14 protein-coding genes are annotated in these 12809 nt (G+C 64.7%); 4 read left to right on the plus strand and 10 right to left on the minus strand.

Going from position 1 to position 12809, the window contains the following annotated elements; genetic code table 11:
* The first annotated feature begins 36 nt into the window (after positions 1-36).
* Positions 37-762, plus strand: coding sequence for a nucleotidyltransferase domain-containing protein (locus IBJ82_RS20335; protein ID WP_194827532.1), 726 nt, complete (start codon positions 37-39; stop codon positions 760-762).
* A gap of 172 nt (positions 763-934) precedes the next feature.
* Here IBJ82_RS20335 and IBJ82_RS20340 read toward each other — a convergent pair whose 3' ends face one another.
* The 3 genes from IBJ82_RS20340 to IBJ82_RS20350 all read right to left on the minus strand — a co-directional run bounded on the left by IBJ82_RS20340 (position 935) and on the right by IBJ82_RS20350 (position 4366).
* Positions 935-1312, minus strand: a complete 378-nt coding sequence (locus IBJ82_RS20340; protein ID WP_194827533.1) for a nitroreductase family deazaflavin-dependent oxidoreductase — start codon at positions 1310-1312, stop codon at positions 935-937.
* 681 nt (positions 1313-1993) lie between these two features.
* The gene (locus tag IBJ82_RS20345) at positions 1994-3709 is read right to left on the minus strand and encodes an SMI1/KNR4 family protein (protein WP_194827534.1); all 1716 of its coding nucleotides are present in this window, start codon (positions 3707-3709) and stop codon (positions 1994-1996) included.
* Positions 3710-3844: 135 nt separating this feature from the next.
* Positions 3845-4366, minus strand: coding sequence for a hypothetical protein (locus IBJ82_RS20350; protein ID WP_194827535.1), 522 nt, complete (start codon positions 4364-4366; stop codon positions 3845-3847).
* Between the two features lie 327 nt (positions 4367-4693).
* On the opposite strand from IBJ82_RS20350, the gene IBJ82_RS20355 reads away from it, so the two are divergent.
* Positions 4694-5014 carry a hypothetical protein gene (locus IBJ82_RS20355; RefSeq protein WP_194827536.1) on the plus strand — a complete coding sequence of 107 codons (321 nt, stop codon included), beginning with the start codon at positions 4694-4696 and terminating at the stop codon, positions 5012-5014.
* Positions 5015-5126: 112 nt separating this feature from the next.
* On the opposite strand, the gene IBJ82_RS20360 is transcribed toward IBJ82_RS20355, so the two are convergent.
* Positions 5127-6389, minus strand: coding sequence for an FAD-dependent monooxygenase (locus tag IBJ82_RS20360; RefSeq protein ID WP_194827537.1), 1263 nt, complete (start codon positions 6387-6389; stop codon positions 5127-5129).
* A gap of 245 nt (positions 6390-6634) precedes the next feature.
* On the opposite strand from IBJ82_RS20360, the gene IBJ82_RS20365 reads away from it, so the two are divergent.
* Positions 6635-6847: a hypothetical protein gene (locus tag IBJ82_RS20365; RefSeq protein WP_194827538.1), complete on the plus strand. Its 213-nt coding sequence runs from the start codon at positions 6635-6637 to the stop codon at positions 6845-6847.
* Here the strand turns inward: IBJ82_RS20365 and IBJ82_RS20370 are convergent.
* From IBJ82_RS20370 to IBJ82_RS20380, 3 genes are all read right to left on the minus strand, one after another.
* Positions 6822-7055, minus strand: coding sequence for a hypothetical protein (locus IBJ82_RS20370; RefSeq protein ID WP_194827539.1), 234 nt, complete (start codon positions 7053-7055; stop codon positions 6822-6824). The genes IBJ82_RS20365 and IBJ82_RS20370 overlap by 26 nt on opposite strands.
* 566 nt (positions 7056-7621) lie before the next feature.
* Positions 7622-8773, minus strand: a complete 1152-nt coding sequence (locus IBJ82_RS20375) for a hypothetical protein (protein ID WP_194827540.1) — start codon at positions 8771-8773, stop codon at positions 7622-7624.
* A gap of 11 nt (positions 8774-8784) precedes the next feature.
* Positions 8785-9711 carry a metal-dependent hydrolase gene (locus IBJ82_RS20380; RefSeq protein ID WP_194827541.1) on the minus strand — a complete coding sequence of 309 codons (927 nt, stop codon included), beginning with the start codon at positions 9709-9711 and terminating at the stop codon, positions 8785-8787.
* A gap of 121 nt (positions 9712-9832) precedes the next feature.
* On the opposite strand from IBJ82_RS20380, the gene IBJ82_RS20385 reads away from it, so the two are divergent.
* Positions 9833-10441 (plus strand): TetR/AcrR family transcriptional regulator, encoded by a 609-nt coding sequence (locus IBJ82_RS20385; RefSeq protein WP_194827542.1) that lies wholly within the window; start codon positions 9833-9835, stop codon positions 10439-10441.
* Here IBJ82_RS20385 and IBJ82_RS20390 read toward each other — a convergent pair.
* From IBJ82_RS20390 to IBJ82_RS20400, 3 genes are all read right to left on the minus strand, one after another.
* Entirely contained in the window at positions 10390-11064 is a 675-nt protein-coding gene (locus IBJ82_RS20390; protein WP_228537422.1) for an ABC transporter permease, read from the minus strand. The genes IBJ82_RS20385 and IBJ82_RS20390 overlap by 52 nt on opposite strands.
* Before the next feature lie 25 nt (positions 11065-11089).
* Positions 11090-12109, minus strand: coding sequence for a medium chain dehydrogenase/reductase family protein (locus IBJ82_RS20395; RefSeq protein ID WP_194827543.1), 1020 nt, complete (start codon positions 12107-12109; stop codon positions 11090-11092).
* Between the two features lie 83 nt (positions 12110-12192).
* Positions 12193-12762: a TetR/AcrR family transcriptional regulator gene (locus IBJ82_RS20400; RefSeq protein WP_194827544.1), complete on the minus strand. Its 570-nt coding sequence runs from the start codon at positions 12760-12762 to the stop codon at positions 12193-12195.
* Positions 12763-12809 lie beyond the last annotated feature (47 nt).

Genomic DNA, 12809 nt, shown 5'->3' on the forward strand with positions numbered 1-12809 from the left:
TCTTGCCGGGAGGGGGTTCGATGCCAGACTGGCAGGATGACGACCGACGGAATTGATGTCGCACGCCAACTGGTGCGGCGGGACTTCCCACACGCGCGGGCGGCATGGCTGGGTGGCAGCGTTGCACTCGGAATCGCTACGGCTACTTCCGATCTGGACATTACCGTCCTGTTGCCGGGTTCGCCGGCACCCTACCGTGCATCGATGTATCACGACTCATGGCCCGTGGAGTTGTTCGTGCAAACCGAAGCATCCCTGGAACACTTCTGCGTAAAGGAACATGCCGCGCGCAGGCCTGCCACCTTAAGGCTGATCGCGCATAGTCACCTTCTTCACGATGCCGATGGCAGCGGCGCGCGTCTTCGGGAGTCCTACGCAAATCGGCTGGCTTTAGGGCCTGATCCGTTGACCGACCAGGAATTACGATCTGCTCGCTATCGCATCACCGACCTGCTCGATGATCTCATCGGATCAAAAGATCCTGCCGAGCGGCTGATGATCGCGGCGACCTTGTGGCAGGTGACAGCGGACTTGTTGCTTACCGGGAACAAGCGTTGGACGGGCGGTGGCAAATGGTTGCACCGCGAACTGGACACCTTCGATCGGATTACAGGGACTTCCTACGCGCATGTGCTAGCGGGCGCAGTGGAATCGGTCGCGGCTGATGTGATCGAGCCGATGGTCGATGCAGTCACCGAGGCTCTTGATCGATTCGGTGGGCGACTGTTCGATGGATACTGCGTCCGCGGGCCCGCGGCATAGTCGGCAGATGCGGACGTTCGTGACCCGCGCGCCCAGCGGCAGAAGCGCGTGTTCGAATCCCTGGCGGTGCTAGCGGGTTTCGACGACGAGTTTGATGCCTAACCCAATAAGGACCGTCGCGGTGACGCGATCGGATGGCCGTTGTGGCGGCTCGGATGCGCTGGGCCGGAGACTATACGCGTTCGCCGAGTGTGGCGACCAGCGTCGAGTTTCCGGCCCGGGTGTAGCGCCCGGCGATACCCTTCGCAGTGATCTCCGACGCCGGGACGACCCGCGGATCGACGAGCTTGTAGCGCTTGCCGACCCGCTGGATCTCGCCGCCACCCGCAGCCAGCACGTTTTTGACCCAATGGCTTTGCGGCCCATAAAGAATCGGTATCGCGAAGCCCTCCGGGGTATTGAAGCCGACGATCGGCGTCCTGAACGCGCGGCCTGATGACCGGCCCGTGTGATGCACGACCGCCCACGGCGGGAGTAGCCACGCCCAGAGACCCTGTATGCGGTTGGTGACGTACTTGTTGAAGGTCGCGACCGGACGAGGGAAACGCATGGCGCTGACACTACCGCCGAACACGAACCGCTGCCGGGGACGGCAGCAATGACCCCGGCTCACCATCGGGTGTCGCCATCCAACGCCCATAGGCACAGAACGTGCACCGTAACGCCACATAATCGGCGGATGCGGACGTCCGTGACCGCGGGCCCAGCGGCGTTATTGCTCACTCGTGCTGACTAAAGTCAGCGCCGATGAGTGCGATCTAGAACGTCTCGAGCTGATGAGCGGTTTATTCGTCACCTGCAGCCAAAGCATGGCCTCGAACGCATCGAAAACGGCTGCGCGCCAGGCCTCACCGGCCAAGTGGCCGCGCGGAATTCCGAGGTGGTTGCCGAGTGAGGTCAGGTCCGGTCCGGAGGTTCACCGGCGGGTACCAGACACCTGGCCACACCGGAACTCCGAGAGCGCGAATGTTCACCGGAAGGTTCTCGTTCACCACGATGTCCGGCGTGATGCGGCGCACCGGAGGTAACTCCGCGCCGTCGGTGAGCAGATCCGCCACCATTGTCAAACAGTCCTGCTCGTTGTAGCCGGTGACACCGGCATACGGCGCGATCCACCAGAGGGCTGACGCGTGGCCTCTATCGAATTCAATCCAGAACCGCCGTACCACGGCATATACGCCCCCTTCGTAATCACCGATCGCTGAGCAGGAGTCCGGTCGGGGGGCAGGGATCAGTCATCGGCCAGCTGCTTGCGAAACTCCCGCCGCCACTGCGGGTCCTGACGCAGGACTACGACCAAGCCCAAGGCTTCCCGAACCGGCAAGGTGAGCGCGTCGGCCAGCGCGCGGGCGGCCATGGCACGGTCCTGCCAGACAACCTGGTCGCTGTAAACGTTTCGCGTCGCCCGGGACTCGACGTGTACGCGACGTAACCGCAGGCCCAGGGCCGAATCGTCGGTGAGACCGGGGCGATTACCCTCGCTCAGAAGCGGCAATGCGTCGGTGACCTCGTCGTAGGTGTCGAGTCCGGTCTCGGCGGCCAGCGACGTCATTTGTGTGGCGAGTACGCGGCGTAGGTGCTCGGGCGTCGCGGCGTCGACCAGGGTCGCGAACCGGTCAGGCACGGGAACCCGCTGGTTGTCGTCGGCGGGAAGCAGGGGCAGGATCTGTGCGCTGTCGAGTTCCCCGTTCAGGCCGGGTGGGGGCAGCGGGATGCCACAGCCGCGAACGACCGCGCCGCACACCGCCAGCAGCTGTTCGCGCCACTGCTCGGGCGTGGATTCCCGACCGAGCGGGGGCACAACGCTGACCACGCACTGTCGGTCCGGATCCCAACGCGCCGCCCACTTGTCGTGCAACGGCAGACCGGGGAAGACGTCGAACGGGTCGCGCGCCCCGTCGGGCACAACAGCCGATCGGGTGTCGTACCTCGTCACAGGTTCACTGTTGTCGAAAAGGGACACCACGATCGAGCCGATTTCGCCCCAACAGCTCACGGACACCGCGCGGGTACCACAGGACACACGGCGCAGCACCTCCTCGCGCGTGCCCTCGAAACCATAGACACCTGCCTCTTCCTGGATCCCGAACGCCCAGCCGTCGTGGGTTCCCACCCGGACGGCTGGCAGCAGCACGCTGTTCCCACCCCTTGTCTTACGCCGACCTCTGGGGCGCCGGGTCTCGGGCAACGCTCCGAACCGGCGCAGTAGTTCGGCCTCATCCAAGCCCTGTGCGAAGGTCAGACAGAACGAGTTGTATCCGCTGGGCCAGTTCTTCGTCGGTGCCGCGCGGGAGATCGGCCGGCGCGGCGCGGCGACGAGCGGGTCGGCGGCGGCGGATGCGAGGTCGAGCAGGGACTGGGGCTCGGAGCTGGGCTCGGCAGTGAACTCCCACAGCAACATCCCGTCGTCGACTACAGGGACATACGGTAGGCCCACTGTCATAGCGGTTCCGCCCTCGAGGGAGTCGGCGATCTGTTCCGAGAATGCTGCGAGACTTTCCCAGTTCCCGAATCTCGTACCCTCGGACTCCACGTGCTGGCCTACCGCGCCGAACGACTCGCCTCGACGGCAGTCCACGACCAGCGCGTCCACACTGGAGGTGCGGGCGAAGGTGACCAAATCCTGGTGCAAGTAGCCCTCGAATGGCGGGTCCTCGCCGTGCCTGCCCCACAGTTCGTGGTGCATCCGGCTCGAGGCGAGGATCTCGGCGAGGGTGTAGGGCTGATGGCCGGGGAAGCGGAAACTCCCCTCACCGGGGGAGACTCCGTCGTGGTGCCGCAGATACGCGACCAGATCGGCGGGGAACTCCACCCCCAGCTCGGCAGCTGCGGCGCTGATGGCCTCCGGTGCGGCAGGTGGCTGCATCGATGCGTAGGTGCGCGGCGCGTGCGCGGCGAGCCATGAGTCGATCCGTCGCAGGGATTCTTCGATGGGGGTCACGTGCATTGTCTGATCATCACCTTCACCTACGACATCGCTGTCTGCTCCGGAAACCGCCTCCACCTGCCAGCTCTGCCGATGGTCGAGAATCGCTCAGCATGTTGCGCTTCCACGTGCTGAGAACTTTGGGCTGAAAGCTGGTCAGGTGTCGGCTACGTAGCGCTGCCACAACGGCAGCTCGGTTACCTGCGTCGGAATGTTCAATCGTGCCCGCATGTCGCCATTGCGCCGCCCAGCACCGTTGGAGTCGGCGAAACCGATCGAAGTGCTAGCGGCAGCCGTGTCCTGTGAGGCATGCCTTGAATGCGAGGGACTTGATGTTCGTGTACGGCTTGTTGAAGCTCTTGCCGTCGGCGGTCTCGGTGCCTGCGGCGACAAAACTGACCCAGCGTCCGGTTCGACTCGGGCCTGAAGATAGATCTTGCCGTTGTTGGTGTAGGGGTCGTAGAACTTGCCCCAGACCCGGCCGTCGTAGGCGCCCCGGCCATTACTGACCCAGTTCCAGCAGACGTTTATCGACGCCGTTTTTCCGCCCACGGTCGGCGTGCTGAAGTCCATGCACTTTTCGTTGGCGGCCATCGCTGGGGATGCCGTAACAGCTGGTATACCTACGGCAAACGCAACTGCGGCAATTGCGGCGCCGAGGTATTTGATTCGCGTCATCGGGTTCCCCTTGCTCATGTGTCGATCAAGCTGCTGACGAAACCGTATGTGCTACAGCATGGTTGACTCAATCCCACAAAACTGAGGTCTGGCGCCGGAGCGTTTCGGGGCGAGGCGGTGAATCCTGTCCCAGCATGCTGGAGCAAAACGAGCCTCGGGCAGACGCAGACCGGTCCGGGCTCGATTGGTTCGAGGGCCGAATCGCGCACCCGTGGTGCCGGATTGCAGGTCTTTGACCGGTTTCGATCCGAACTTGTCGGCCGCATAATCGGCAGCAGCGGAAGAGGGCGCGCGTTTGGTGCTCGAGGTGAGAAGGTTGTTCGCGATATGACGTACTTGAATGCCGCAGTGACCCGATGGTTCGATCACCACTTCTCCGGGTTCGTCGAGATTCAGTTCCGGCAGGCTGATGAGACAACCGTCGTACTGATCGAGAAGGCCCCTGTACTCGACAATGAAGACCGCCTGACCGCCGAGGCGGCGTATCCGGTTTCCTGGCGCCTGGGCTGCGACCTTGTAACCATCGAACACGACCAGGATGGACGGCAGATTGCCACCATCGAGTTGCATGCGGGAGTGTCAGACCCCTCGGGCAATGGCGTGTATAACGTCTCGATCGACCAGCTTGGCGACATTCCTGCCACGTAGTCGATCTGGTTTGGAAGTCGCGAGGATCGGCGCACTGCAGACTGTCGATGAGCGGACGTGGTCCGACGGTGTCCTGTGGGAGCGTCGGACCTTCCGTCATGTCGTGTGACACCTAAGGCTTGGCCGAGGAGGTGATCGGCGGCTCGGTCGGGGCCGCGGAGTGCGGCACCCCTGCGTAGTCGGGTAGCTCGACGCCGTTGATCGCACGCTCGATCAGTTCGGTGAACCATTCACTGTCGAAATCGGGGGTCGGTTCGGGATCCGACCCAGGAAGGTCGCGGCTGCGTGCGTGCAAACGGCCGATCTCCTGGTTGGCCTCGACGAACGAGCGCATTCGGCTCTCGTAGGCACCGAACCCGGCTTCGGGCTCCCAGCCGACGGTGGCCAGCTCGCCGGCCAGTACGTAGGCGCCGACCAGGGCCAGCCCGGTGCCTGCTCCGGACATCGGCGACGAGCTGAACGCCGCGTCCCCCAGCAGTGCCACCCGACCGCTCGACCAGCGGTCCATCACCACCTGAGCGACCTGGTCGAGGTAAAAGTCCGGTGTGTCGTCCAGGTGCGCGAGGATGTCCGAGGTCAGCCAGCCCAGGTCGGCCATTCGCTCGCGCAACAGACGCTTCTGGGCTTCGACGTCGCGGTAGTCGACGTCGAAGTCTCGCGAAGGAAAGGAGAACATGGCCATCGCCCGGGTGGCGTCCTGGATGGGCCGCAGCCCGGCCGAGCGACCGGACTCCTGGAAGTCGATCAGCCATCGGTCCAGCCCGAACTCGTTGGGCACACTGTAGAAGGCCAGCATGTGCCCAAGATGGCGGACGAACCGCTCGTGCGGCCCGAAGACCATCGCTCGAAGCGACGAATGCAATCCGTCCGCCCCGACCACCAGGTCGAAGCGTCGCCGGTCGCCGCCCGCGAAGGCCACGTCGGCCCCGTCTGGATCCTGGGTGAGTTCAATGATGCGGTCGCCGAAGATGTACTCGACACCGTCGCGAGTGTCGTCGTAGAGCACCTGGGACAGGTCTCCGCGCAGAATCTCGATCTCGGCGATGTACCCGTCGCCACCGTGGTCGTCGGCACGGAAGGTCTCCAGCACGTTGCCGTCGACGTCCACGGTGTATGCGCCAGCGGTCTCGGTGCGCGCCGCGCGGACCGCCGCGTCCAGCCCCATGCGCCGGATGACCTCCTTGGCCACCCCGCGCGCATCTACGGCCTGTCCTCCCGGACGCAAGGCGGGCGCCCGCTCCACCACAGTCACCTCGGCCCCCCACCGGCTCAACCAGTGGGCCAGCGCGGGCCCCGCGATGCTCGCCCCGGCCACCAGAACCCTAGGATCGCTCGTCCGGATCGTGTGTCCCTGTTCGGAACTGTCGACGCCCATCCACTGCCTCCTGTATTTCCTCCTGCACGGGAAAGGTCCCGGTACAGGCCACCGCTGTGGGTGTATCCAGCTGTATCGACGACGGATCCATCCAAAATTCATCGGTGCAGCCGAAAACAGGTGCCCCCGGTTCCGTGGGCCACGGAACCGGGGGCTAGTGGCTCAGCTGATGCCGCAAAAGCGTGACCTTCGCTGCTCGGGGGGCAGTTAGACAGTTCGAAAGCTAAGAGCAGTAGGGACTTTCGATGAGACGATCACTGGCCGCGACCACACTGGCCGGTGTGCTGATGTTGGCACAGCTGGCTACCGCCCAGGCCGCGACCGAACAGGTTGCCCCAGTCGCTGGGTGCGTGGAGTTCCCCATCGGCGCGCCGGGCGGGTGCGACTTCTTCCAGAACATTCTGCAACTGCTGAGCGTCGGCTCGTCCGGCCTCAGTGGTAGTCCGAAGGCATCCTGAACCGAATAAGGCGGGGGAGTCCGGAGCGGAGTCGGTCCTTTGCGTACCGGTCGACGAATTCGAGGTAGATGTCCATCGAAAATCCCTCGACCGCAAGCGGTTCGCCGGAAACCATGATGTGCAGCATGTCGTCGGCGATTCCGAGGTCGTGCAGGACAACGACGGTGGCGGTGGCCGCCACGCGGGCCTGTCCGGCGTCGCCGGCCACCGGCGCAGAGCAGGACCCTGTGCGCTGTCGACGAACTCGTGTGCGGTTGAGTGGTCGGCGGCGCGGTGAGGTCCATGTCGTCCTCGCCGATGGATTCCAGGTACTCGTGCGGGTTTTCGTACCAGTGCATCCGCCGGTGGTCGTCGCCTTCGACCGCGCAGACGGTCAGATCCAGTGTTCCGTGCTCGGACAGATCGAAACTGCTCTTACCGAGAGGGACGGTGAATTGGGTGGTCCACGTACCGCGTGTCGGACCCGGCGCGGGCTCGATGCGGCCTCTGAAGTCGGTGCCTTGGATCAGCGCCGAGAGGGAATCGCGTCGTAGTGGCAGGTGCCGACGTCAATCGTGGCAACTCCTGAACGTATTGCCGGGCAATTGGTCCTACAGCCTGTGACATCGGAGAATGGCGGGGAGCGATGACCCCGACGGCAACCCGTTCATCCCGGTCACCGCGCAGATCGTCGCGGAATCGCCGGTTGGGTCGTAGGCGATGATGTCGGCGCCTACCCTGCGCGCCGACATCATCGCCTCTCGTGCCGGTTAGCCCCGGCCCGCTGGTGCTGGATCAGCTGGGCACGTTCGAAGCCGCCGAAACGGGAGCCTCTGGACTGGTCTGTGCGCGGGGCACGGTGAAGGTGGCCACGACCGATGCGATGGCGATGACGAAGCAGGCCGCTGTGTACCAAAGGTTTCCGATGGGATCGCCGTTGCTCGTCTGACCGTCGACGGCGTCGAAGAAGTCGGGCAGTGACGCGATCCAGAGGAGCGCGAAAACGGCGAGATAGAGAGTGGCGAACCGCTGGACGAACGGGTCTGTGTACTGCGAGGGTTTCGCGGAGCCCTGGCGCAGTTGGGTCCACTGGCGGATCATCACGAATCCGGCGACCACGGCGAGGACGGCCAACTCCAGTGCGTAGACAACGCCACGAACGGTGTTGCTGCTCATGCCGATGACGGTCGCGGGCAGCGGGAGCAGGAAGGTGCCGAGCGAGGCCAGCAGGCCGATGACGATGGTGCGCCAAGTCAATTCGATGCCGGAGAAACTTCTGCCGTCATCGACGTGGCGGCCGACGAAATACTGCACGCAGAAAGCGAGCGACATCGGCCACAGCGCCGCGAACACCACGACGCTGCCCATCGGGACCGAATCGAACATCGGCTGATTGATCGGGTTGTCTACCGACCATTCCCACCAACGCAGCTGCGGCCCGAGGTGATCGAAGATCTCGTAGAAAGCGTGGTGGACGAAACCCACGCAGGTGGCGCCGATCAGAACGCCGTATCGACGGAAGATACCGAGCATCCGGACGATGCCGAACGCCATCGTCGCCATCAGCGGATAGATCGCGATGATGTAGAGGGGTAGGCGGCCCCAGAGGAAGTCCACGGTGAACACGTTGTGCGCGAACATCGTGTCGATGTGGTCTTCGATACCGAACGCGGCCGGGAAGTACAGGGGCGGTTCGATGATGAACAGATAGGCGGTGGCGCCGAACCACAGGACCAGATTGGTGGGGTCGCCGTGGCGGCGCCAGCGCGCGATCGCGTACCAGAGCGCGAGAATCGCGCCGACGACGATAGTGAGTTCGAGAACCGGCAGGGTCCAGTTCTCCAGGGCGAACGGGCTCCGGAATTCGACGAGACCGCCCGCTTCTTCGCAGGAGAAGCCGAGTTCGTGAGCGAGGTCGGCGAAGGTGGGGGAACAGTGATCAGCCATCGGGATACCTTCTACGAGCTGACGGAATCGGCGGTGTACCAACGGGTGACGTCATAGCCCTCGTCGTAGCGGCGGAACCACTGGTCGGCGAGCACGGGCAGCTTCTCGTGCGCGGGATTGTGGCGCGGCATCTGACTGCGGATGATGCCGCCCAGTGCGACGAGCTGTTCGCCCAGCCCGAGATCGTCGAACGCGCGCGGCATCGTCCCGTTGTCGGCCGGCTGGAGGAAGGGCAGCCAGCGGCGCAGCGTCTGGCCCCTGCGGTAGTTGGCGAACATCGACAGCGCGTCGACCTGCCGATCTTCCAGCGGCACATGCTCGTTGAAGCCCTCGCACGCCACCCGGATCACCTGCAGCACGTGCCGGAAGATCGACGCCGCCACCCGCATCCGGTACAGCTCACTGTCGACCACCGAGTTGAAGATGATCAGTGCCGAGCTGCGATGCTCGACTTCCTCGACGAAATGCCAGATGAACAGTGAGGCGACGCGATCGTCGCCGGGGGCGAACAGATCCTTGTCGTTGTCGAGCATCAGCTTGAACACCGGCGTGAAGGTCGCCTCGAGGTCGGCGGTGTAGGCGAGGCGGTACTTCACCGAGGTCTCGGCGGTGAGCTTGTCGAACTCGCCGATCACCGCGTCGAGGGTCTCCTGCAGGCCCGGGTAACGGCGGATCAGTGCCTTCACATGTTGGCGGTGGGCATTGGAATGCTGACCCTCCTGGCGCATGAACGCGTCGGCCTCCGAGGCCACCTCGGGGTCGGTGATCTGCGGTTTCGCCTGGGTGATCAGCTGCACGATCATCTTCTCGAAGCCGATCGCAAGGAACGACACGGCATTGGCCATCGACGAGAACGCCGGATTCTGTGGGTTCCACAGAAACGGCACGTCGTAGTCGGAGAACGCGAAATCCATTTTGCGGACGTGAAGATCGGTCACGGTGCGGTTACCTCGTTGTCTGCCACTCGGTTGATTGAAGCAATCATACGAAGAGTCGTCCGAGTGTATGATCACTTTGGCGGAATTCGCTCTGACCTGGGGTTGTGCTAGCGTCCACCCGGTGGCACGTAGACGTGGGTGGGGCGGTAGTCCGCCGGGGGACGATGCGGAGGCGACCCGCCGGATCATCGCCGCGGCAGTCGAACTGATCGGCCGGACCGGTGCGGAGATCAGCATCGCCGACGTAGCCGAATCCCTCGGTGTCATCCGCCAGACGGTCTATCGGTATTTTCCCAGCGCCGACGCGCTCATGACCGCCGCGGCCATCGCCTCGGTCGACGATTTCCTCGACCGCCTCACCAGCCAGGTCAGTGGCCTCGCTGACCCCGTCGAGGCGATGACCGAGGCCGTCGTCTTCACCCTCACCGATGTCCGTCGTACGCCCCACCTGGGCATTCTGCTTTCGAGTTCGTACTCCAACGTCCACCCGGAGAGCATCACTTCCGACGAGGCCCAAGCTTTCGGCATGACCATGATCCGCCGCTTCGATGTCGACTGGGCCGCTCATGGTTACGACGAGCCCGCCCTGCGCGAACTCGTCGAGTACGTCCTGCGCACGATGCAGTCGTTCTTCCTGTCGCCGGGTAGTCCGACACGTTCCGACGAAGAATTGCGCCGCTACCTGCACCGATGGATGGGAACCGCGATCAGCGCGCAGCCGTCGAGCTGAAACGCCGAACGTGCCCGCCCGGAAGCCGGACGGGCACGTTGCTGAAATCTCAGGCCGCCGCGGCGGGCAATCCGGCGCGGCTCGATCGCGGCGGCGAGCAGATAACTGCCGCCACCGGCCAGCGCCAGCGCCCAGTACAGAGACGCGCCGTCGAGAAACAGTGCGGCCGTGGAACTCACGGCAAGCCATGCACCGAGCGTGTACTGCAGGACGTCGCGGTAGGCGGCACCGCCTGCCAGATAGAGCAGTCCGACGATCAGCCCGGACCCGGTCGGCCACAGGGTCGCGGCGGTATCGGGACTCAGCGTGGAACCGAGCGCCGTGATCAGGAAGAACAGCGCTGCGAAACCGATCAGCCACGAGGCGCCGAGCAGGTTGCCCACGACTGCTTCCCGTCCTGTCGCGCCGCGCTGGGCTCTCATGGAGACCACGGTTGTCACGATCATGGCCGCCAGCAAGCCGACGCCGAGGAGCGCGCTCGGCACGAAACTCGGGAGATCGAGCAGTGGGTTCGGACCATGACTGAGGGCGAAGGTGCCGTGGCCGACGAGCCAGGCGAGACCGAAACTCAGGTAGATGGGGCGATTGTCGAGGACGGTGCGAACGGGCTGGGAAACGTACATGATCGATCTCCAGTGTGTGAGCGGGTCAGGCGCTGACGAGGACGACTTTGCCGGTGACGGTGCCGGATTCGGCGAGCTCCATCGCTCGGGCGGCATCGGTGAGCGTGATGCGGGCCGCGACCTGGGCGGTCACGGTGCCCGCGGCGGCGAGCGCGAAGACCTGGCCGAGATCTTCGGCGATACGAGCACGGAAGCGGGTGAGGTTGCGTTTGCCCGCCCACAGGTTGTAGAAATGCGCACTTCGCTTGTTGGGCAGCATGTTCCACCACAGCAGGCGGGCGAACAGTTTCAAGACCGGCAGTCGGGAGTCGCCCTTGTCGTTCTTGGTGGCCGCCGTTCCGTAGGAAACGAGCGTGCCGCCGTCGGCGAGCAGGTCGAACGAGTCGATGATGCCGGGCCCGCCGACGTGATCGAAGACGGCATCGACGCCGTGCGGTGCGAGAGTTCGAACCCGTTGCGGCACATCGCCGCGGTAGTCGATCCAGGTGGCTCCCAGTGCGGTGACCGCGTCGGCATGACGAGCGGACGCGGTGCCGATCACGTGAATGCCGGCGGCCCTGGCCAATTGGACCAATGTCGAGCCGACGCCGCCGTTGGCGCCGTGGACGAGAATCGTGTCGCCGGGCCGGACGTCGGCCGTGCGGTGCAGCATCTGCCACGCGGTAATGCCGTTCACGACAAAGGTTTCCGCGTCGGCGGCGCCCAGCGCGTCCGGCACCGGGATCAGGTCGGCGGCGTCGAGGTCGACGTGGCTGCTCCAGCCGCCGGTCTTGGTCAGCGCGGCGACCCGTTGCCCGATCAGCGTCGCGTCCTCGGCGGCGATCACCGTACCGACCAGGTCGTAGCCGGGGACGAAGGGGAAGGGCGGCTGGTCGAAGTACTTGCCGCGGCGCATCTGCTGCTCGGCGAAGGACACTCCGGAGGCTTCGACTCGGACCAGCGCGCGACCGGGGCCGGGTGCGGGGAGTTCGCGGCGGGTGACGAGTAGGCCGCTCGGGTCCACTCGGCCGGGCAGGACGATCTCGGTGGCGGTAATGGTGTTCATCAGGCTGCCTTATGTAGTGTGTGACTGGTCAATCACTCATAGTGGAAAAGAAAGCTCCAACCGGAAAGGGCTGGAGCGAGGGGTCAGTGGGCCTTCGGGTGGCGCATTCCGGTGGTGAGGGCGGTGGCCCAGGGGCTGTCGTTGCCGTCGAGTCCGAGGGTGGTGACGAGGTGGCACAGCTGGCCGTAGGCGATGAAGTACTGGATCTGCTCGGGAGTGCCGCCGGAGCGGCGCTGCACGAACGTGGTCACCTTGGCCAGGCCGCGGCGCAGCGCGTCGGCGATTTCCGGGATGTCGGTGGCGGATTGGGCATGCACCTGGAGCATGAGCAGGCTCTTGTCGGCGATGAGTTCGGCATAGGCGCCGCCCATGTCGTGCAGGATTCCGGCCGGGTCATCGGCGGTGGAATTGGCCGCGCCCGTGGACATCGTGCGTTCGACCAGGTCGAAGCAGTGATCGAGCGCGGCGACGAACAGTGCCACCTTGCCGGGGAAGAGTTTGAAGACGTAAGCGGGGGAGATGTCGGCGCGTGCGGCGACGGTGTTGATCGGGGTGCCGTGGTAGCCGGTCTTGGCGAACTCGATGATCGCGGCGTCGACAACTGCGTCCCGCCGGACGTCCGAGGTGGAGAGGGTGGCACCGCGCTTGGTCATGTGAGTGACTGTACACTCACTCTTCGCTGGGCGTCAACGCCAACCAG

This window comes from Nocardia sp. XZ_19_231, assembly GCF_015355705.1.
Taxonomy (GTDB): Bacteria; Actinomycetota; Actinomycetes; order Mycobacteriales; family Mycobacteriaceae; genus Nocardia; species Nocardia salmonicida.